Annotated in this window: 18 protein-coding genes; 9 read left to right on the top strand and 9 right to left on the bottom strand. The window is 67.3% G+C overall.

Translation table 11 applies throughout. The features are described 5' to 3' along the window. Nucleotides 1–40 precede the first annotated feature (40 nt). Nucleotides 41–319 (top strand): helix-turn-helix transcriptional regulator, encoded by a 279-nt coding sequence (locus tag ON22_RS03115; protein ID WP_062972656.1) that lies wholly within the window; start codon nucleotides 41–43, stop codon nucleotides 317–319. Continuing rightward, on the top strand, nucleotides 316–864 hold the full coding sequence (locus ON22_RS03110) for a hypothetical protein (RefSeq protein ID WP_033244147.1): 549 nt from the start codon (nucleotides 316–318) through the stop codon (nucleotides 862–864). Before ON22_RS03115 ends, ON22_RS03110 begins: the two co-directional genes overlap by 4 nt. Nucleotides 865–973: 109 nt before the next feature. Here the strand turns inward: ON22_RS03110 and ON22_RS03105 are convergent, their stop codons facing one another. The 5 genes from ON22_RS03105 to ON22_RS03085 form a co-directional block, all read right to left on the bottom strand. After that, nucleotides 974–2,485 carry an acetyl-coenzyme A carboxylase carboxyl transferase subunits beta/alpha gene (locus tag ON22_RS03105; protein ID WP_033244146.1) on the bottom strand — a complete coding sequence of 504 codons (1,512 nt, stop codon included), beginning with the start codon at nucleotides 2,483–2,485 and terminating at the stop codon, nucleotides 974–976. 72 nt (nucleotides 2,486–2,557) lie between these two features. Then, complete coding sequence (locus ON22_RS03100) at nucleotides 2,558–3,160, bottom strand: GTP-binding protein (protein ID WP_174375547.1); 603 nt, start codon at nucleotides 3,158–3,160, stop codon at nucleotides 2,558–2,560. Continuing rightward, complete coding sequence (locus tag ON22_RS03095) at nucleotides 3,141–3,515, bottom strand: DUF742 domain-containing protein (protein ID WP_033244145.1); 375 nt, start codon at nucleotides 3,513–3,515, stop codon at nucleotides 3,141–3,143. Before ON22_RS03095 ends, ON22_RS03100 begins: the two co-directional genes overlap by 20 nt. 7 nt (nucleotides 3,516–3,522) lie before the next feature. Further along, complete coding sequence (locus ON22_RS03090) at nucleotides 3,523–3,936, bottom strand: roadblock/LC7 domain-containing protein (protein WP_030522784.1); 414 nt, start codon at nucleotides 3,934–3,936, stop codon at nucleotides 3,523–3,525. Further along, nucleotides 3,933–7,589: a sensor histidine kinase gene (locus ON22_RS03085; RefSeq protein ID WP_231508554.1), complete on the bottom strand. Its 3,657-nt coding sequence runs from the start codon at nucleotides 7,587–7,589 to the stop codon at nucleotides 3,933–3,935. The genes ON22_RS03090 and ON22_RS03085 overlap by 4 nt, the downstream gene beginning before the upstream one ends. A 427-nt stretch (nucleotides 7,590–8,016) precedes the next feature. Here ON22_RS03085 and ON22_RS03080 point away from each other — a divergent pair, with 427 nt between their 5' ends. The 4 genes from ON22_RS03080 (at nucleotide 8,017) to ON22_RS03065 (ending at nucleotide 12,659) form a co-directional block, all read left to right on the top strand. After that, on the top strand, nucleotides 8,017–9,954 hold the full coding sequence (locus ON22_RS03080; protein WP_033244143.1) for an acetate--CoA ligase: 1,938 nt from the start codon (nucleotides 8,017–8,019) through the stop codon (nucleotides 9,952–9,954). 92 nt (nucleotides 9,955–10,046) lie between these two features. Beyond that, nucleotides 10,047–10,445: a hemophore-related protein gene (locus ON22_RS03075; protein ID WP_033244142.1), complete on the top strand. Its 399-nt coding sequence runs from the start codon at nucleotides 10,047–10,049 to the stop codon at nucleotides 10,443–10,445. A 145-nt stretch (nucleotides 10,446–10,590) separates the two neighbouring features. After that, nucleotides 10,591–11,295, top strand: coding sequence for a response regulator transcription factor (locus tag ON22_RS03070; protein WP_231508553.1), 705 nt, complete (start codon nucleotides 10,591–10,593; stop codon nucleotides 11,293–11,295). Continuing rightward, on the top strand, nucleotides 11,292–12,659 hold the full coding sequence (locus ON22_RS03065; RefSeq protein ID WP_081595287.1) for a sensor histidine kinase: 1,368 nt from the start codon (nucleotides 11,292–11,294) through the stop codon (nucleotides 12,657–12,659). Before ON22_RS03070 ends, ON22_RS03065 begins: the two co-directional genes overlap by 4 nt. Before the next feature lie 267 nt (nucleotides 12,660–12,926). Here the strand turns inward: ON22_RS03065 and ON22_RS03060 are convergent, their stop codons facing one another. The 3 genes from ON22_RS03060 to pdxH all read right to left on the bottom strand — a co-directional run bounded on the left by ON22_RS03060 (nucleotide 12,927) and on the right by pdxH (nucleotide 15,705). Beyond that, nucleotides 12,927–13,286, bottom strand: a complete 360-nt coding sequence (locus tag ON22_RS03060; RefSeq protein ID WP_033244141.1) for an FKBP-type peptidyl-prolyl cis-trans isomerase — start codon at nucleotides 13,284–13,286, stop codon at nucleotides 12,927–12,929. Nucleotides 13,287–13,314: 28 nt separating this feature from the next. Then, the gene (locus ON22_RS03055) at nucleotides 13,315–14,652 is read right to left on the bottom strand and encodes a citrate synthase (protein WP_373280841.1); all 1,338 of its coding nucleotides are present in this window, start codon (nucleotides 14,650–14,652) and stop codon (nucleotides 13,315–13,317) included. A 333-nt stretch (nucleotides 14,653–14,985) separates the two neighbouring features. Next, nucleotides 14,986–15,705, bottom strand: a complete 720-nt coding sequence (pdxH, locus tag ON22_RS03050) for a pyridoxamine 5'-phosphate oxidase (RefSeq protein ID WP_033244140.1) — start codon at nucleotides 15,703–15,705, stop codon at nucleotides 14,986–14,988. A 60-nt stretch (nucleotides 15,706–15,765) separates the two neighbouring features. On the opposite strand from pdxH, the gene ON22_RS03045 reads away from it, so the two are divergent. Further along, nucleotides 15,766–16,911 (top strand): citrate synthase 2, encoded by a 1,146-nt coding sequence (locus ON22_RS03045; protein WP_174375546.1) that lies wholly within the window; start codon nucleotides 15,766–15,768, stop codon nucleotides 16,909–16,911. A 380-nt stretch (nucleotides 16,912–17,291) separates the two neighbouring features. Here ON22_RS03045 and ON22_RS03040 read toward each other — a convergent pair whose 3' ends face one another. Next, the gene (locus ON22_RS03040; RefSeq protein ID WP_231508552.1) at nucleotides 17,292–18,005 is read right to left on the bottom strand and encodes a hypothetical protein; all 714 of its coding nucleotides are present in this window, start codon (nucleotides 18,003–18,005) and stop codon (nucleotides 17,292–17,294) included. A 63-nt stretch (nucleotides 18,006–18,068) separates the two neighbouring features. Here ON22_RS03040 and serC point away from each other — a divergent pair, with 63 nt between their 5' ends. After that, on the top strand, nucleotides 18,069–19,193 hold the full coding sequence (serC, locus tag ON22_RS03035) for a phosphoserine transaminase (RefSeq protein ID WP_033244139.1): 1,125 nt from the start codon (nucleotides 18,069–18,071) through the stop codon (nucleotides 19,191–19,193). 233 nt (nucleotides 19,194–19,426) lie between these two features. After that, nucleotides 19,427–20,221: septation protein SepH (gene sepH / locus ON22_RS03030; protein WP_051157127.1), on the top strand; the 795-nt coding region annotated here is incomplete at its 3' end.

The following is a 20,221-nucleotide window of genomic DNA, read 5'->3' as shown; positions in this document are numbered from 1 at the left end:
CACCTTGACAGATCGTTGGGTTTTTACAACACTATGTTGTGTGAGCCCAGTAAGACGCGGGGAAACCCTCCCCATCTACAACCGCATCGCAGTACTGCGCGCGGAACACCGGATGTCGCGGGCCGCACTGGCGGAGGCGGTGAACGTCAACCCCCAGACGATCGGCGCACTCGAACGCGGCAACCACTACCCCAGCCTGGACCTGGCCCTGCGGATCTGCGAGGTGTTCGGGCTACCGGTCGAGGCGGTGTTCTCCCGCACCGAATTCACCCCGCTGTCGGCCGAGCTCTATCCGCGCGAGAAAGGAAAGCTGCCATGACCGCAGCCACCGGACCGTCCACCTTGATCGATCGCTATCAGGCCTACCGCGTCCGGCGGTGGCTCGTCCGGGAGAAACAGCTCGCCGGCATGCTGCCCCGCTGGCGTACCCGCGGCCGCCGGCATGCGCTGGTGATCACCGCTACCGTGGCCCTGACCGCCATGTTCGTCAGCGGCGTACTGTGCGCGTTCGGCCTCGAATGGGCGGCCCTCCTGGCGGGCCTGGGCGCCCTGCTCTTCCTGCCCTCGTGGACCATGGTGCGGATCGTGTCGCACGCCCAGGACAACGCGCCCGCCGAAACCCTCGACGAATTGGAGATGGCCCAGCGCGAAACCGCGCGCTCGATCGGCCTCACCATTACGCAGTCACTCTGCGTGATCCCGGTGATGTACCTCATCTACAGCGGCGCACTGTTCCCGGAGGCCGATGCCTTCCGCACCGCCTACGCCGGCGGGGTCATGCTCCTGGCGACGCTACTGGCCGGCGGTTGCGCACCGGCGATGATCCTCGCCTGGTCGAAACCGGAACCGGAACCGGAGAGCTGAGCGAAGGCGGTCTCAGAACCATCCGTGCCGCGACCGGTCGGCGGTTCCGAACACGGCAGCGAGGGCCGGTCGGTACGCGGCGCAAACCCGTCGTCGGCGCACGACCGAACTATCGGTCCGGCAGCCCCAGGCGGCGGTACCGGAGGTGCCGGATCTCCCGCAACCGATCCGCGGGGCGGGTCGATAGCGCAGTCAGTTCCTCGGCGATGGCAGCAACCATGCGGCGTGAGAATTGGTCCGGTTCCGCTGCCGCGTCCGGATATTCGGGCACAATTCGATCCACGATCCCGTCGGCCAGCAGATCCGCCGACCGGATCCGCTGCTGCGCAGCCAATTCCGCAGCGTGCTCGGTATCGCGGTGGACGATGGCGCTCGCGCCCTCGGGCGGCAGCGGCGCCAGCCAGCCGTGTGTCGCCGCCAGCACCCGGTCGGCGGGCAGCAGGGCCAGTGCGCCACCGCCGGTTCCCTGGCCGAGTAGCACCGAGACGGTGGGGGTGTCCAGGGTCACCAGATCGGCTATACAGCGGGCGATTTCGGGTGCCAATCCCCGCTCCTCGGCTTCCTTGGACAGCGCGGCACCGATCGTATCGATCACCAACACCAGCGGGAGCCCTAGTTCGGCGGCGAGCTGCATACTGCGCCGCGCCGATCGCAGGGCGGCCGGGCCCATGGTGTGCTCCGGATCCTGATGCGCACGATCGTGACCGAACACAACACACGGACGGCCCTGGAAACGAGCCAGCGCAAGGACCACCGTGCGATCGGTTTCCCCCTGTCCCGTTCCGCTGAGCGGCACCCGCTGCCTGCTCCGGCGCAGAAGTTCACGAATACCCGGACGCTCGGGTCGCCGCGAAATACGCACCGACTCCCATGCTTCGACCGGTATCGGCTCGACACTGGAACAACGATCTCCGGCTGCAGGTTTCGGCTCATCCGGGACCCCGCTGAACACGCTCAGGGCCCGGTGGGCGATCCGCCGGAAGACCGATACCTCGACCACTCCGTCGATGACCCCGCTTCGATACAGGTTCTCCGCGGTCTGCACACCGGGTGGGAACGGGCGGCCGTACAGGGCCTCGTACACGCGCGGCCCGAGAAAGCCGATGAGTGCGCCGGGTTCGGCGAAGGTGATGTGCCCGAGCGACCCCCAGGACGCGAAAACCCCGCCCATGGTCGGGTTCCGGAGGTACACGATATAGGGGTGACCGGCCGATTTATGGGTGGCTACGGCACCGGCGATCTTCACCATCTGCACGAAGGCGACCGTGCCCTCCTGCATTCTGGTGCCGCCCGACGTCGGTGAGACGACCAGCGGTAGTCCCTCCGCTGTCGCCCGCTCGACGGCGGCGACGATCCGTTCGGCCGCGGCGACGCCCACCGAGCCCGCCAGGAACGCGAACTCACACGCGATAACCGCGATACGCCGCCCACGCAACCGGCCTTCGCCGGTGCGGACCGATTCGTCGGTACCCGCCGCGTCGGCCGCCTCGGCCAGCGCGGACCGATAGGCGCCGGTCGGCGCCACCGCTATCGGCGGCGCATCCCAGCTCACGAATGTTCCCGGATCGAGCAGCGCGTCGAGCAGCTCGCACGAGCCGATCCGGCGTTTCGCCGGCGTCATCCGAGCCCTCCCGGGCCGCCCGGCACCTCAACTGTCCCTACCGGCACGCCGCCCAGTATGACCGGCACCGCATCAGTACCCGCGGGTGACCTTCTGCAGGGCGTACTCGGTGAGCCGCACCAGCGCCTCCTTGGCCGGTTCCCGGCGCCGGGCGTCGATCGGCATGATCGGCACATCGGCGGGAACCGCCAGCGCCTGCCGAATATCCTCGATCGGGTACTGCGGGGCATCGTCGAACTGGTTGAGCGCGACGAGGAACGGCAGGTTGCGCGCCTCGAAGTAGTCGACCGCCGCGAAGCTGTCCTCCAGGCGGCGGGTATCGATCAACACCACCGCGCCGATGGCGCCACGGATCAGGTCGTCCCACATGAACCAGAAGCGGTACTGGCCCGGAGTACCGAACAGGTACAGCACCAGATCGTCCGCCAGGCTGATACGGCCGAAGTCCATCGCCACCGTGGTGGTGGATTTGCTCTCGATACCCGCGAGATTGTCGATCCCGGCGCTGGCGTTGGTCACCAGAGCCTCGGTTCTCAACGGGACGATTTCCGAAACTGCCCCCACCAGCGTCGTTTTGCCCACGCCGAACCCGCCCGCGACCACGATCTTTGCCGAGGTCGGCTTGATGACACGGGTATCGACCTGCGCCGTCGAATCATATACGCCGGAGTCCACTGAGAACCCTTTCGATCAGCTCGCGACGTTCATCGTCGCTGGAATCGTCTTTCAAAGTCGCCGAAACGCGGACATGCCCGGCTTCGATCAGGTCCGCTACCAATACACGCGCCACCCCGATCGGTATACCCAGTCGCGCCGCAAGTTCGGCGACCGACGGCGACTCCCTGCACAACTCGACTATCGAGTTCTCGATATTGCTCAGTTCGTACTGGCGTTCGAGCGGAATGGGATGGGACGCAACGAGAGCCTCGAGCGCCAGCTCCACCTTCGGCCGGGTACGACCGGCGGTCAGCGAGTACGGGCGCACGAGACTGGGCTCGGAACCTCCCACGCGGTGATCCTCTATGTCCATCCCACCATCAGGAACCCATTGTGACGCGCGGAGTGGCCTGAACTGTCTGGCCCACGCGTTCGACCAACAAAGCCATTTCGTATCCGACCTGTCCGATATCGCAGGACGTATTGGTCAGAACAGCGAGGTATGACCCGTCACCTACCGCCATCAACAGCAGGTAGCCGTGTTCCATTTCGACGACGGACTGCAGGACCGTCCCGCCCTCGAAGAGATTGGACACACCCACCGAGAGACTGGCCAGACCTGCCGTAACAGCCGAAAGCTGTTCGGCCCGATCGACCGGTAGCTGGGCACTCGCCGCCATCAGCAGGCCGTCGGCCGAGACCAGAACGGCATGGGCTACGCCAGGAACCTCGCCTGCGAAGTTCGAAACCAGCCAATCCAACTGACGGTTCGTACCACCTAGTTCGGGGTTCATCGGTCTCCTTTGTCTCCGGTTAGGTTCATTGCTCGCATTGCACGGCCATCCCGAACACCTTGCTGGTGCCGACTCAAACTAGACCGGATCGTTTCGGGATTGCGACTCGGCGTCCGCTCCTGGGCGCCGTTGACGGCGCCGGGCACCAGCCGGCCGCCCGGATTACGTTGCGGAAGACCGGCCGAGGTGCGGGTTTCGGGTTCTGCCTCGCTGGCCCGTCGAGCAGCCGTCCAGCCCTCGTCGCCCGGTGATTCGAAGGAGGCGACGGCCTGGGAACGGTCGGCGTTCGGATCCGACAGCCAGGCCGACATCATCTCCGCGAAAATGGGCGTACCGCCGATGATGTTGTCGGTTTCCTCGGCCGGCTGCAGTCGGGTCTGGAAGAACGAAGCCGTCTTCGCCGGGTTGGACTTGTAACTGTGCCGGCCGGACTCACGGGCCGGCGCCGAGTCCTCGGCGGGTTCCGGTTCCCGGGGCAGCGCGACACCCGGCGGGTTGTCGAACCGTTCGGCGGTGTATCCACCCGGCTGCCGCCGCGGCAGCCCTCCCGTCTCCTCGGGGCGGGGCGGGCGCTGCGGGGCAGCGTTCTCCCGCTGCGGCAGACCGTTCTCGGCTCCGGCAGGTTCGGGACGTCCGTTACCGGCCGAGTTGCGCTGCGGCAGGCCACTGCCGCTCGCAGCTCGCTGCGGTAACCCGCTGCCCGGGGATTTGTGCCGGGGCGGCGGACCGCCGGCGGGGCCCCGCTGGGCGGGGAGTTCGCCGGAAGATTCCCGCGACGGCCGGCCCTCGGCCGGTCCACGCTGCGCCGGCAGTTCACCGGAGGTATCGCGGGACGGCAGACCGTTACGTGTGGGTTCCCGCCGGGTGGACAGGGCACCGGACGCGGTATCGGCCTGCGGCGGCCGTTCCTGGTCGCCCGCCGGACGACGCTGGGGCAGACCCGGGCCACCGGATTCGCGGGCACCGTTCGTACCGGGTTCGCGTTGCGGCAGCCCGTTGGGCCCCTGCGGGGCCGGACGCCGCGGGGGTACCGGTCCGGCAGGACGCTGTGGTGCCGCCGTTTCCGACGCGGTTTCGGCGGGGCGCTCGGAATCGGGACGCGCGGGCGGTGTCTGGGGATTTCCGGGGGCACCGTTCGCGCCGGGACGACGCTGCGGCAGACCACCGGACCCGGATGACGTTGCTTCGCCGCCGGCCGGCTGACGCTGCGGCAAACCGCCGGGGCCGGATTGCGGTGCGTCACCGGTCGGCTGACGCTGCGGCAGACCACTCGGGCCGGGCCGCGATGCGTCACCCCCACCCGGCTGACGCTGCGGCAGGCCACCGGGTCCCGGCTGCGGCGACCCACCACGCTGCGGCAACCCGCTGAGGCCGCTCTCCGTGGGGCGCGCGCCGCCCGCGGGCGAATCGCCCGGGGTACGCGGCGGCAGGGTCGGGGTGGCACCGCCACCGCCACCGCCGGGGCCGAGATTGCGTTTGGGGAGGTTGGCCGCGGCAAGTTTGCCGCGCTGCGCGGTACTGCCCGCACTGGCCTGGCGCAGGCTCGTGGTGCCCTGTTCGCCGTCACGCAGACCGCCGGCCATCGCGGAACCGGGCTGACGCTGCGGCAGGCCACCCGGGCCCGCCGGCGCCGGACCGCCCGGACGCTCGCCCGGCTTGGGACGTTCGACCGCCGGCAGCGGACCGCTCATCCCGGGATCGACGGTGACCATCATGTTGCCGTCGGCGGTACGACTGATACCGCGGGTCTGCATGGACTGGCCACCGGCGTTGCGCAGTGCCGCGGCGGCTGCCTCGTCGGCGGATTCCTCCGGCTTCGACTTCTTACCGCCGTCGCTGGGCACCAGCGGCTGCGGGCCCGAACCGGTCGCCAGCGGCAGGATCTGGGTTTCGCCGGCCACGATCAGGCTCATCGGCACATGCACGGTGACCGTGACGCCGGGATCGCGGGCGGTATCGAAGGTCGGCCGCAGCCGCACGTTGAGACCATGCCGTTCCGCGAGCCGGCCGACGACGAACAGACCCATATGGCGGGCGGTGTCCGGGCCGGGTTCGGCGGTGTTCTCCAGCCGGCGGTTGATCTCGGCCATCTCGCTCGGCGGCATACCGATACCCCGGTCGGCGACCTCGATCAGCAGACCCTGGTCGTGTGCCTGCGCGAAGGTGAACTTCACATCGGTTTCCGGCGGCGAGGCCCGCAGCGCGTTGTCCAGCAGCTCGGCGAACAGATGCGCCATATCGGAGGCGGCCGGTTCGATCAGGGCACCGCGCGGGGTGGCACCCAGCTTGACGCGTTCATAGTCCTCGACCTCGGAGATCGCGGCGCGCAGCACATCGGCGATCTCGACCGGCGCCGATTTCGCGCGGCGCTGTTTGGTGCCGGCCAGAATCAGCAGGTTGTCGCCGTTACGGCGCATACGGGCGGCGAGATGGTCCAGCCGGAAGAGGTTCTCCAGCAGTCGCGGATCCTTCTCGTCGTACTCCATCGCCTCGATGAGGCTGAGCTGATGGTCGACAAGCGATTTACTGCGCCGCGCCAGGGTCTCGAACATATCGTTGACCTGGGAACGCATCTGCGCCTGATCACTGGCCAGGCGCAGCGCCTGACCGTGGATATCGTCGATCGCGCGGGCCAGCTGGCCGATCTCCTCCTCGGACCGGATGGGCATCGGTTCGAGTGGGACTTCTTCCGGTGCGGCACCGGTCCGCAGCTGGGCGACCTCGTCGGGCAGATCGCTTTCGGCGACGCGCAGCGCGGCCAGCCGCAGCCGGTGCAGCGGCACGATCATCGAGCGGGCCACGAACACGGCGAGCAGCAGGGCCGCGAGGATGGTCAGCAGCACCACGATGGAGTAGATGACGGCGTCGGACAGGGCCCGGTCGGCCATCCGCTGCACACCGCTGTCGATTTCGGTGGTCGCCTCGCCGATGAGTTTATCGGTGGTCGAGGTGCTCGCCAGCAGCGATTCGCGGGCTTCGCCCAGCGGTATCCGGCCCGCTTGCGCCTCCGGCGTATCCAGCATCGCCTGGCGGTTGATGACGCCCTCGCGCAGGGCCACGATATCGGGGTCTTCGGCGTTGTAGCGCTGGCTCAGAATGTTCAGCAGCGCGAGTTCGGTATCGGTCGCGGCCCGGTAGGCCTGCTCACCGGTTTCCTGATCGCGTAACAGCTCGGCGGCGGCGGTGATTTCGCCGACCATGGCGGAACGCAGATTGAGCGCGTCGACCAGCCGGAGTTTGTCCGGGTCGATCGACGGGTCGCCGACCTCGCCGATGATCGCTTCCACAGCGCGGACACCGGCGTTACGGGCTCGGTCCAGCTCCGCGACCGCCTCGTCCGGTGAACCCGACGGTGCCAGCCCGCCGGTACGCACCTGCTCGGCCTGATCGATCATCTCCGACAACGCCTGGTGCGCGCCCGGAAGGTCGTCGAGGTCGACGAGCGCATCCTTGGCCACGGTGATGGTCTGGTCCAGGGTTGTCAGATTTTCCTCGGTGACCATGGAACGGTTGGGCGCGATCGCGATGGCCTGTGAACCCGCGACGGTCGAGGTGGCCGAACTGAGATCGAGGACCGCCGGAACGAGACTGACGTTCTCGGCAGACGCGCCCAGCCGGTTCGCCTCGCCCCATTGCGCCGAAATCCTCGACACACCGAGTCCGACCGCGACCGCCAACGGCACAGCCAGGACGGCCGTAACCTTCCAGCGAAGGTCCCAGTTACTAAGCGCCCAGCGCTTCGTGCCGGACCTAGCGGCGTCACGCATTCCCACTCACTTTCCAACCTGGCCCCAGCCATGCACCACAGGGGAACTCCACACTCGCATAGTGGCTCGACGGGTGGAGCTGCCCGTGGGTCGCGGCTGGCCGAGAAATTGCGTCTACGACGGACCGAATTCGTGTCATCAGATTCTAACGGATCAATAACTTCTTGGTGTACTAGGCCCGGGTCGGCGCACACTGACCAGCCGATTACAGGCATAAGCCATGGTCGCGACACCCGCCAGGGGGTCGCGTGAAGTCTGCCACAATCGTGCTGATCTATCGAGGCGAGGATTGCTGCGAGGCTAGGGAGCACGGGTGAACGCGAGGAACGAGTATCGACCGGTCTATCAGACCAGTTTGGTCGATCCCGCCGAGTTCTGGTCCCGGGCCGCGGCAGATATCGACTGGGATACCCCGCCGGAACAGGCACTCGACACCGCCCGCCCGATTTCGCGCTGGTTTCCCGGAGCCCGCCTCAATACTTGCTACAACGCGCTCGACCGGCATGTGATCGGCGGCCGCGGCGAGCAATCGGCATTGATCTACGAATCGGCGATGACCGGCGAAAGCCGGGTCTACACCTATTCCGAACTTCTCGACCGGGTCACCCGATTCGCCGGCGCCATGCGTGACCTCGGCGTCCAGGCCGGTGACCGGGTCGTTATCTATCTGCCGATGATTCCCGAGGCCGTGGTCGCGATGCTGGCCTGCGCCCGGATCGGGGCTGTGCACTCGGTGGTGTTCGGGGGGTTCGCCGCGCCCGAGTTGGCGGCACGTATCGACGACGCGGAACCGGTGCTTATCGTGACCGCCTCGGGCGGTCTCGAACCCGGTCGCACCATCGATTACCCCCCTATCGTGGCCCGGGCACTCGAACTCGCGGAGACCGCGGCCCCCGGAACCGTCCTGGTGAAACAGCGCGCCGGGTTTCCCGAGCACGATTTCGGTGCGGTTTCCGGAACGGCGCGCTGGCTCGACTGGGATGTCGCGGTACGCGATGCCGCCCCCGTGGATCCGGTATCGGTGGCGGCGACCGACCCCCTGTACGTGCTGTACACCTCGGGTACGACCGGTAAACCGAAGGGTGTGGTGCGCGACAACGGCGGGCATGCCGTCGCCCTGACCTGGTCCATGCGCAATATCTACGATGTCGGGCCGGGGCAGGTGATGTGGGCCGCCTCCGATGTGGGCTGGGTGGTCGGCCATTCGTATATCGTCTACGCCCCACTGCTGGCCGGGGCCACCACACTGCTGTTCGAGGGCAAACCCGTGGGCACGCCGGATGCCGGCGCATTCTGGAAAGTGGTCGCCCGGCACCGGGTGCATACCCTCTTCACCGCGCCCACCGCGCTGCGGGCCATCCGCCGCGCGGACCCCACCGCCGAATCGGCCCATGAGCACGACCTATCCTCCCTGCGCGCCTTGTTCTGCGCGGGCGAACGGCTCGACCCGGCCACCTTCACCTGGGCCGACGAAACATTGCTCGCCGGCCGCGACGACTGCCCGGTGGTAGATCACTGGTGGCAGACCGAAACGGGCTGGCCTATCTGCGCCAATCCACTGGGGATACAGCAACTGCCGATCAAACCGGGTTCCGCCTCGGTGCCGGTGCCGGGCTACCGGTTGCGGGTCCTGGATTCCTCGGGTAATCCGGTCGCCGCGAACACCGAGGGCAATATCGTTATCGGCCTACCGCTACCGCCCGGCGCACTGACCGGCCTATGGCACGACGAGGAGCGGTTCAAACGCTCCTACCTGGCGGCGTATCCGGGCCATTTCCTGACCGGCGACTCGGGCTATTTCGACGAGGACGGCTACCTTTTCGTCCTCGGTCGCAGCGATGATGTGATCAATATGGCGGGGCACCGCCTTTCCGCGGGCAGTATCGAAGCCGCCGTCGCGGGGCACGAAGCCGTGGCCGAATGCGCGGTGATCGGGCTTCCGGATGAACTCAAGGGGCAGCGGCCGATCGCTTATGTAGTACTCAAATCCGATGCCCGGATAGATATCGAAACGCTGCGCGACGAACTGAGTGAGCGGGTGCGGACCCAAATCGGCGCCGTCGCCGGACTGTACAACGCCGTTGTCGTCCCCGCGCTGCCGAAAACCCGCTCCGGAAAGATCCTTCGCAAAACCATCCGCCAGATGACAGCGGGCGAGGATTACGAAATACCTTCCACGATCGAGGATCCCACGGTGCTCGACGAACTGGCCCGGATCATCCAGCCGCCACAAAGCACAAAGTCCTCTTAAGAAAACCTCAGAGTCGGGCCAACACTGCCCCATACGGTCTGAGGGGTCCACGAGCAACGGCTCGACTCGACACATAGGAGGCAGTAATTCCCATGGCACACAACACGAACCGGCGGTTCGGCAAGTTCGGTCTCACCACCCTCACCCTGGGAGCGGCCGCCGCGGCCACGGCCTTCCTGAGCCCCGCCGTCGCCTCGGCAGGCCCCATGGAGATGGTAGAACCCCTGCTGACCAGCGACTGCTCCTTCGCTCAAGTCGATGCCGCACTCCACGACCAGGCCCCGGACCTCGCGGCCATGCTGGATGCCAACCCGGATGCCAAGGCCCAGCTGCAGGCCAAGTTCGATCAGCCGGTCGAACAGCGCAGGGCCGAGCTGCAGCAGTACATCGAGCAGAACCCGCAGGCCGCTCAGCAGGCCCAGGACGATCCGCGCGCCCAGCAGATGCAGGCCACCCTGCAGGGCGTGGCCGATACCTGCGACAGCTACTGAGTTCTCGGCGCACCGAGGATGAGAACGACCGGGCGTCCGGTTCGCGGGAGCGGGCCGGACGTTCGGGTTCCGCCGGCTCCGGCGTCGCACAGATGCTTGCCGCGGCGGCACCGCGCACGGATTGCTCGTCAATACACTGGGCGGTGTGGTGGATCGGACCAAACCGGCAGTTCTGGTTGTCGATGACGACGAGGATGTACTCGCGTCGGTCGAACGAGGCTTGCGCCTGTCCGGGTTCCAGGTGAGTATCGCCCGGGACGGGGCGGCGGCGCTGCGGGCGGTGGCCGATAACGGGCCCGACGCGATCGTGCTGGATATGAATATGCCGGTACTCGACGGTGCAGGGGTGGTGACCGCGCTGCGGGCGATGGGTAACGAGGTACCGATCTGTGTGCTCAGCGCACGTAGTTCGGTGGGCGACCGGATCGCCGGGCTGGAATCCGGAGCCGACGACTACCTGGTCAAACCGTTCGTTCTCGCCGAACTGGTCGCCCGGATCAAAGCGCTGCTGCGCCGGCGCACCGATACCGCGTCGACCGGGGCATCCGACACCATCGTCGTCGGGCCGCTACAGGTCGATACAGCCGGATACCGGGCAGTTCTGGGCGACCAGGAGATCGACCTGACCAAACGCGAGTTCGAACTGCTGTCCACACTGGCCCGCAACGCGGGGGTGGTACTGAGCCGGGAACGGCTCCTGGAACTGGTATGGGGCTACGATTTCGCCGCCGATACGAATGTGGTCGACGTTTTCGTCGGCTACCTGCGCCGCAAACTGGAGGTCGACGGCACCTCGCGGCTACTGCACACGATCCGTGGCGTCGGATTCGTCCTGCGGGACACCAGGTGAGCGACGGCATCACCCGCCGGAGCCGCAGATCGTATTCCCTGCGTACCCGGGTCGCAGGGGCGGCGGCCGCGGGATCGGTACTCATTGTCGCGCTGGTCAGTGCCATCGCCGTACCGGCAATCGAACGCAACAACTTGCGACAGACCGACCAGCAGTTGCAGATCGCGTCCCGGCTGGTAGTGATCGACCCGGTGATCGCGGTCGGGATCGTGAACCTGGTGGGACCGGATCGCGATATGGCGCTGACCGTCCGTGACGACGGTCAGATGGTGGCCTCCAGCGTCACCCGGCTACCGGAACTGGACCCGGGATCACGCACGGTCACGGTGGACGACACCCCGTACCGGGTACTGACCACCACCGAGAACCAACCCACGGGCCGCACGGTGTCACTGGGCATCCCTGCCACGGACGCCGCGCAGGCGACGGCCGACCAGCAACGGTGGCTGCTGTTCGCGGGTTTGGCGGCAATCGCCGCGTCGGCGGCGCTGGGCTGGCTGTTCGGCGGCCGGGCGGTCCGGCCCATCGTGGTGCTCACCCGCCAGGTCGGCGCCCGGACCGGCTACCGTGACGCCACCCCCGAACCGGTGGACAGCTCCGGGGTGCTGGAGGCCGAGCAGTTGGCGGACGCGGTGAACACGATGCTGCGCCGGGTAGACCAGGCGCAGACCGAAACGGCGGCCGCTCTGGAGACCGCGCGGGATTTCGCCGCGGTCTCGGCGCACGAACTGCGCACTCCGCTCACCGCGATGCGCACCGACCTCGAGGTGCTGGCTACGCTGGACCTGAACGAGGAACAGCGCACCGAAATCCTCGCCGACCTGCAACGCAGCCAGGAACGAGTGGAAACGACCCTGGCCGCACTGGAACGACTGGCCTCCGGCGATCTGACCTCCGAACGCGACCATATCGACACCGATATCGCCGAACTGTGCGATCTGGCCGCCCACGACGCAATGCGCCACTACCCCGGTCTTGCGGTCCGCGTCGATACCGATGCCGAACTGGTCACCCGCGGTCTGCCCGCGGGTCTGCGGCTGGCGGTGGACAACGCCCTGAAGAACTCGGTGAAACACGGCGAGGCCACCGAGGCAGTGCTGTCGGCCCACCGCCATAACGACGGCACCATCGTCATCTCCGTCGACGACAACGGCCGCGGGATTCCGCCCGACGAACGGGGATCGGTTTTCGCCCGCTTCGCCCGCGGTTCCGGCGCCCACAAGGGCGGATCGGGGCTCGGACTGGCACTGGTCGCCCAGCAGGCCCAGTTACACGGCGGCCGGGCCTACTTCGACGACGGCACACTCGGCGGAGTCCGCCTGGTTCTCGTTCTGCCGGACGACCGACGCGCCGGCACGCTCTAGTAGCCAACCGGCCGGCGCCAGAGGTTCGAGCGAGTCCGTCTCCGAACCGGTGGTGCGCTGCTCGGCCCCAGCGCGGCAGTCCAGCGGGCGCGCGCGCTGCGCCCGGACTGCTGATGAAACGCATGCACGGCGCCACGAGTCCAGGCATCGGCAGCGGACGAGGCGCCGCAACCCCCGCAGACGCAGGAGCCGGCTCCCTCGACGCCTCGGCGCGCGCCTCCTGGAGGAGGCGCGCGCCGAGCGGGATTGTTCAGGTGTAGCCCGGGTCTACTTCGCGTCGAGCAGATCGATCACGAAGACCAGGGTCTTGCCGGAGAGCGGATGTCCGCCGCCCGCGGGGCCGTAGGCCAGTTCCGGCGGGATGGTGAGCTGTCGGCGGCCGCCGACCTTCATCCCGGGGATGCCGTCCTGCCAGCCCTGGATCAGGCCGCGCAACGGGAAGCTGAGCGATTCGCCGCGGTTCCACGACGAATCGAATTCCTCGCCGGTATCGAATTCCACGCCGACGTAGTGCACTTCTACGGTGCCGCCGGGCACCGCTTCCGGACCGTCACCGACGGTGATGTCCTTGATGACCAGCTCGGTGGGCGGCGGACCCGCCTGGAATTCGATTTCCGGTTTGCTCATGCCTTGAATCCCCTTCGATTCAATCGGTTCAGCGGTTGGTGATCTCGGAATAGTCCCGTGCACCGTAACCGGTGTAGATCTGCCGCGGACGGCCGATCTTGATGGCTTCGCTGTGCATTTCCCGCCAGTGCGCGATCCAGCCCGGCAGCCGGCCCATGGCGAACAGCACGGTGAACATACGGGTCGGGAAGCCCATGGCCTTGTAGATGACGCCGGTGTAGAAGTCGACGTTCGGGTAGAGCTTGCGCTCGACGAAGTAATCGTCGGTGAGCGCGGCCTCTTCCAGAGCCTGGGCGATATCGAACAGCGGATCGCTGCCGAGCTTGCTGAGGATGGTGTCGGCGTGCTTCTTGGCGATCGCGGCGCGCGGGTCGTAGTTGCGGTAGACCCGGTGCCCGAAGCCCATCAGCTTCACACCGTCTTCCTTGTTCTTGACCTTGCGGATGAATTCCTTGACGTCACCGCCGGCGGCCAGGATACCGTCCAGCATTTCCAGCACCGCCTGGTTGGCGCCGCCGTGCAGCGGGCCCCACAGCGCGTTGATACCGCCGGATACCGAGGTGAACAGGTTGGCGTCGGAGGAGCCGACCAGCCGGACCGTGGAGGTGGAGCAGTTCTGCTCGTGGTCGGCGTGCAGGATCAGCAGCATATCCAGGGCGTTGGCGATCTCCGGGTCGACCTGGTAGGGCTCGGCCGGGAACCCGAAGGTCATCCGCAGGAAGTTCTCCACCAGCGACAGCGAGTTGTCCGGGTAGAGGAACGGCTGGCCCACCGACTTCTTGTACGAGTACGCGGCGATGGTCGGCAGTTTGGCCAGCAGCCGGATGGTGGACAGCTCGACCTGTTCGGGATCGCGAGGGTCCAGCGAATCCTGGTAGTAGGCGGACAGCGCGTTGACCGCCGAGGAGAGCACCGGCATGGGGTGCGCATTACGGGGGAAGCCGTCGAAGAAGCGCTTGAGATCCTCGTGCAGCAGCGTGTGCCGGCGGATCTTGTCGGTGAAATCTTCCAGCTGATCCTGGGTGGGAAGCTCGCCGTAGATCAGCAGATAGCTGACCTCGATGAAGGTCGAGTTATCGGCCAACTGTTCGATCGGATACCCGCGGTAGCGCAGAATTCCCTGTTCACCGTCGATATAGGTGATCGCCGATTTGGTCGACGCGGTATTGACGAACCCGGGGTCATAGGTCGTATATCCCGTGCTCGCCAGCAGCTTGCCGAGATCGATACCGTCGTTTCCTTCGGCGGCCTGGGCGATCGTCATGGGGTACTCGCCACCCGGATAGGTCAGAACCGGTTTGGCGTCATTGATGTGATTCTCCGGCACGGAAGGTTCCCTCTCAGGCTGTGACCATCGGCATCGCATGCGGTCGGCACGCGGTGCGTTATCGGTAGACGCTAGTCCTTGCTCCGACGGGACCGGCGAGGAGGGTACCCGCGTTGCGATCTCACAATACGGCCCGCGCGGGGGTGCGTTTCGGCCTGCCGGATAACGTTCGGCACCGCTGTGACCGGCCCGATTACGGACCTGCGCCGCTGTGTCGCGCCCCCGATGCAACGATCGGCGTCGCGGTGGGTGAACCGCTGCGACGCCGGGTAGCAATATGGTACCCACAGCACGAAAAACAAAACCGTGCGGAATATCACCGAAAGGCCTGCACACGGGCGTAACGGGCCCTGACGGCGGGCGATCGGCCCCTCACGGCTGCAGACGCTGCACCGACATTCCGGTTGCGCCGACCCGGACGAGGATCCGGTTGTGCAGCCGGCCCCGGCGCCCCTGCCAGAACTCCGCTTCGTCGGGCCGTAGTAGATAACCGCCCCATTGCGGTGGCACCGGAATCTCGGCGGCGGTGGCGAAGCGGGCGGTGGTCCGGACCAACCGCCGATCGAGCTCCTCGCGCGAGGCGATCGGTTGCGATTGCTCCGATGCCCACGCACCCAGCTGCGATTCACGGGGGCGCGACCGCCAATACTCCTCGGTGGTTCCGGCCGGCACTCGCTCCACCCGGCCGCGGAGATGCGCCTGGCGCGCGAGTTGCGGCCACAGGAAGGTCGCCGATGCGTACGGCACCGCCGCCAGTTGCGCACCTTTGGCCGAGTCGTAATTCGTATAGAAGATGACCCCGTCGGGCGAGAGCCCTTTACACAGGACGGTGCGGGTCACCGGCCGGGCCACGGGCCCCGCCGAATCGAGCGTGCCGAGCACCATGGCGTTGGCTTCGGCAATTCCGGCCGCGGTGGCCTGGTCGATCCATTGCCGCAACAGCGGCTCCCAGCCACCGGCCACCGAATTCTCGTCGAGTTCGGTATCGCGCACACCGAGCAGCGGCCCCTGTTCCGGTGAACGCGGATGGGCCGCACCGTATTCGGCACGCATCGCGGCGAGATCGGCGCCGGAATCCTCCACATCGGACATGGGCCAGACGTTACTCCGGAGTAGCAAAGCGCTAGAGTTCTGTTGAAAGGAGAGTCGCGTATGACCACCAATTCCGGCATTTCGGGGGCCGGCCAGGTCCCGGACGATTTCGTCAGCGGCCTCGAGGGGGTGGTCGCGTTCACCACCGATATCGCCGAACCCGATAAAGACGGCGGCGCGCTGCGCTACCGCGGCGTGGACATCGAAGATCTGGTCACCAACCGGGTCACATTCGGCGATGTCTGGGCCCTGCTGGTGGACGGCGAATTCGGGCACGGCCTCCCGCCGGCCGAACCGTTCCCGCTGCCGGTGCACACCGGCGATGTCCGGGTCGATGTGCAGGCCGGTCTGGCCATGCTCGCACCCATCTGGGGTTATCAGCCGCTGCTGGATATCGATGAAGCGACCGCGCGGGAGAACCTGGCCCGCGCCTCGGTGATGGCTCTGTCTTATGTCGCGCAGTCCGCGCGCGGTATCTACCAGCCTGCGGTGCCGCAGCGCCGGATCGACGAGTGCACCACGGTCACCGAACGGTTCATGACGCGCTGGAAGGGCGATCCGGACCCGCGGCACACCGAGGCCATCGACGCCTACTGGGTATCGGCCGCCGAACACGGGATGAACGCCTCCACGTTCACCGCCCGCGTCATCGCCTCCACCGGTGCCGACGTAGCGGCGTCGCTCTCCGGCGCCATCGGCGCCATGTCCGGCCCGCTGCACGGCGGTGCACCGGCTCGTGTGCTGCCGATGATCGAGGAAGTCGAACGCAGCGGCGATGCGCGTGCGCTCGTCAAAGGCATCCTCGATCGCAAAGAAAAGCTCATGGGTTTCGGCCACCGGGTCTACCGCGCCGAAGATCCGCGCGCCCGGGTGCTGCGCGATACCGCCCGGCGCCTGGCCGCCCCGCGCTACGAAGTGGCGGCCGCCCTGGAACAGGCGGCGCTGGCCGAACTCCGCGAACGCCGGCCCGATCGCGCCATCGAAACCAATGTCGAATTCTGGGCGGCGGTCATCCTCGACTTCGCCGAGGTCCCGGCCCATATGATGCCGGCGATGTTCACCTGCGGCCGGACCGCGGGCTGGTGCGCGCACATCATGGAACAGAAGAAACTCGGCAAACTGGTCCGCCCCGCCGCCATCTATACGGGCCCCGCCCCGCGGTCACCGCAGGACGTCGCGGGCTGGGACAGCGTCGCAGCCGTATAAGTTGCGCCACGTCCGGCGGGCGCAGGTTTGTCCCGCTCGGCACATGGGTTCTGTCTATGGGTCCTGTGCGGGCAGGACCCATAGATGTGCCGATACTTCTGAGCGCTTCGTAGGAGCGCTGCTTGTCGCGCCGGGTTCGGTGCGGGCCGAGGTGTCGCGCCGGCCTCCCCGGTCCGGTGGATGCCGGCGCCACGGATTGCGGTGTACTCGCCGAGGCGTTCGATTACCGAATTCGCGTGGGGTCGGCGCTCGCGCCGGTCACTGTCCACCACAATGCCGGCCGGAGGCGTGCAGGCGGCGGTGAGCACCGCCTCCCGCACTCGCGGATCCGCGAGTGCGCGGCCTCGCCACAGCGCGCGGGGCGACCGTGGCCCTTTCCGTCAGACGCAGTCCGGGTCTGCTTCCCAATCGATCGCGACCGAGTCGCCGCTGTCGACCGCGAAGAAGGCGACCCGGAGTTTCGCGCCCAGGTCCAGGAGTTCTATCGCGGACAGGGGCACCGGCTGGACCACCCGCACATGCCAGGGGTCCGGTTCGTCCCAGGCACGTAACTCCAGGTCCAGGCGCATCACCGGATCGTCGCAGCCGCAGTAGTCGACTTCGACGGGATTCACCGCCAGTACGGTCGCGGTGGCCCGGCGGCCGTCGGCCAGGATTTTCGCCAGGGCGGCCCGGCCCGGATCGGCCTCACCGGGGGGATACAGCACCATGCGGTCGCGGTCGTCCGGGTCCACCCGGCAGCACACCAGATCGCCGGGGCGCATCCGGTCCAGTTCCCCGCCGGATACACGCTGCCGGACCTGGGCCTCGTAGGGCGGCAGCCCGGGCAGCCGGACGCGGACCCGGAAGGTGTAGCCGGGTTCCCGTTTGCGGGTACCGGCCGCCAGTACCGTGGCCGATCCGGCCGTACCGTAGGTCAGCAATTCCCGGCGATCGGCGCCGCTGGGCGCCTCACCGCGCCGGCGGAAACGCCGCGGCAGCAGTCCGCGCAGCCACCCGCCCGGCGCCGGTGGACCCGGTTCCTCGCCGTGACCACCGCCACGGCCATCATCGGATCGATCTCCGGCAGCGCCCCTCGACGACCGCATGCTCATACCCACTCACGTTAGCCGGAGTGTGGTACGCGGCACAGCAACGGCGCGGTTACGCTGTTGGCCATGACCAGTGCGTTCCCGACCATCCCCGATGAGCTCAAGCCCACCGACGGTCGTTTCGGTTGCGGCCCGTCCAAGGTCCGCCCGGAGCAGTTGCAGTCCCTGGTGGAGGTGGGTGCCTCGGTGTTCGGCACCAGCCACCGGCAGAAACCGGTCAAGGATGTGGTCGCCCGCGTGCGATCCGGGCTGCGGGACCTGTTCTCGCTACCCGAGGGCTACGAGGTCGTCCTCGGCAACGGTGGCACCACGGCGTTCTGGGATGCCGCGGCGTTCGGCCTGGTCCGCGAGCGCTCTCTGCATCTGACCTACGGCGAGTTCAGCTCGAAGTTCGCCAGTGTCACCAAGAAGAATCCGTTCCTCGGCGATCCGATCGTCGTATCGGCCGATCCGGGTAGCGCACCGGAACCGGTCGCCGACCCGGCCGCCGATCTGATCGCCTGGGCACACAACGAAACCTCCACCGGTGTCTCGGTTCCGGTACTGCGGCCCGCGGGATCGGACAATGCACTCGTCGCCATCGACGCCACCTCCGGCGCGGGCGGGTTGCCGGTGAATATCACCGATGCCGATATCTACTATTTCGCGCCGCAGAAATGCTTCGCCGCCGACGGCGGGCTGTGGATCGCGCTGATGAGCCCCGCCGCGCTGGCACGGGTGCAGGAGATCAAGGATTCCGGTCGCTGGACCCCCGATTTCCTGTCGCTGCCGATCGCGATCGAGAACAGCCTCAAAGACCAGACCTACAACACCCCGGCGCTGGCCACCCTGCTCATGTTCGCCGATCAGATCGACTGGCTGAACCGCAACGGCGGCCTGGACTGGGCGGTGAAGCGGACGCTGGATTCTTCCTCCCGGCTGTACGCCTGGGCCGAGGCCAGCGAGTACGCCACCCCCTTCGTCACCGATCCGGCCCACCGCTCCCAGGTGGTCGGCACCATCGACTTCGCCGATTCGGTGGACGCCGCCGCGGTCGCCAAGACGCTGCGTGCCAACGGGATCGTCGATACCGAGCCGTACCGGAAACTGGGCCGCAATCAGCTGCGCATCGGTATGTTCCCGGCCATCGATCCGGAGGACGTGGCTCAGCTCACCCGCTGCGTCGACTGGGTGGTCGAGAAACTCGGCTGAACCGGATCACCTGCGAATTCGGGCCCGTCGCGCGTGTTGCGCGGCGGGCCCGCTGCCTCGACATCCGGTTCATCCGGAATCGACTTGATACACAAGGGAATAGAGCAGATTAGCCGTAGATGACGGCCACAGGGTACATTTCGGTGCCGCGTGTCTTGCCACACGAATCCCAGAAGTGCACTACTGTTCCAGAACGTGGGCGGTATCGCGAGCGACGCGATAAGGAGGTAACGGTGCGTGAACTTCGAGTGATCGGGGTGACGCCCGACTCCGCCCATATCGTGTGCGTCGACACGGAAAGTGGCCAGAAATTCCGGCTTCCCGCCGACGACAAACTCCGTGCCGCGGCCCGCGGCGACCTTGCCCGATTCGGCCAGATAGAGATCGAAATGGAAGCAACTATGCGTCCTCGCGATATCCAGGCTCGAATCCGCGCCGGCGCTTCCGTGGAACAGGTGACCCAGGAATCCGGGATGCCGTTGAGCCGGGTGGAACGTTTCGCCTATCCAGTACTACTGGAACGCGCACGGGCCGCCGAACTCGCCCAGAAGGCCCACCCGATCCGGCCCGACGGGCCCGCGGTGGAAATCCTGATCGATGTGGTCACCGCGGCGTTCACCGCCCGCGGTCATACCCTCGACAATGCCGAATGGGACGCCTGGAAAGACGAGAAGGGCTTCTGGGTCGCGCAATTGCAATGGCAGAACGGCCGTTCCGAGATCGCCGCGCATTGGCGCTACCAGCCGGACGCGCACGGCGGCACGGTATCCCCGCTCGACGATCCCGCCACCGATCTGATCGATCCGGATTTCGGCCGGGCGCTGCGCGGGCTCGCCTCGATTCTGCCGGTCGAAGCCGAAGCACCGGCCACCCCGGAACCCGTTGTGGCCGAACCCCGCCGGGAGCCGGCGCGACCGGCCGCGGTGGACAACTTCTACGAGCAGCGCGCTGTCGCCGCGGGCGGTAGCGCGACACTGCCTGCTCCGGCGCCGCTGTCGCCGGGTACCGGCCGGCCCACCGGCGCGACT

The organism is Nocardia carnea NBRC 14403 (assembly GCF_000308515.1).
In the GTDB taxonomy this organism is placed as follows: domain Bacteria; phylum Actinomycetota; class Actinomycetes; order Mycobacteriales; family Mycobacteriaceae; genus Nocardia; species Nocardia carnea.
Note: the sequence above shows the minus strand (reverse complement) of the source record. Positions and strands in the feature narration are given on the sequence as shown.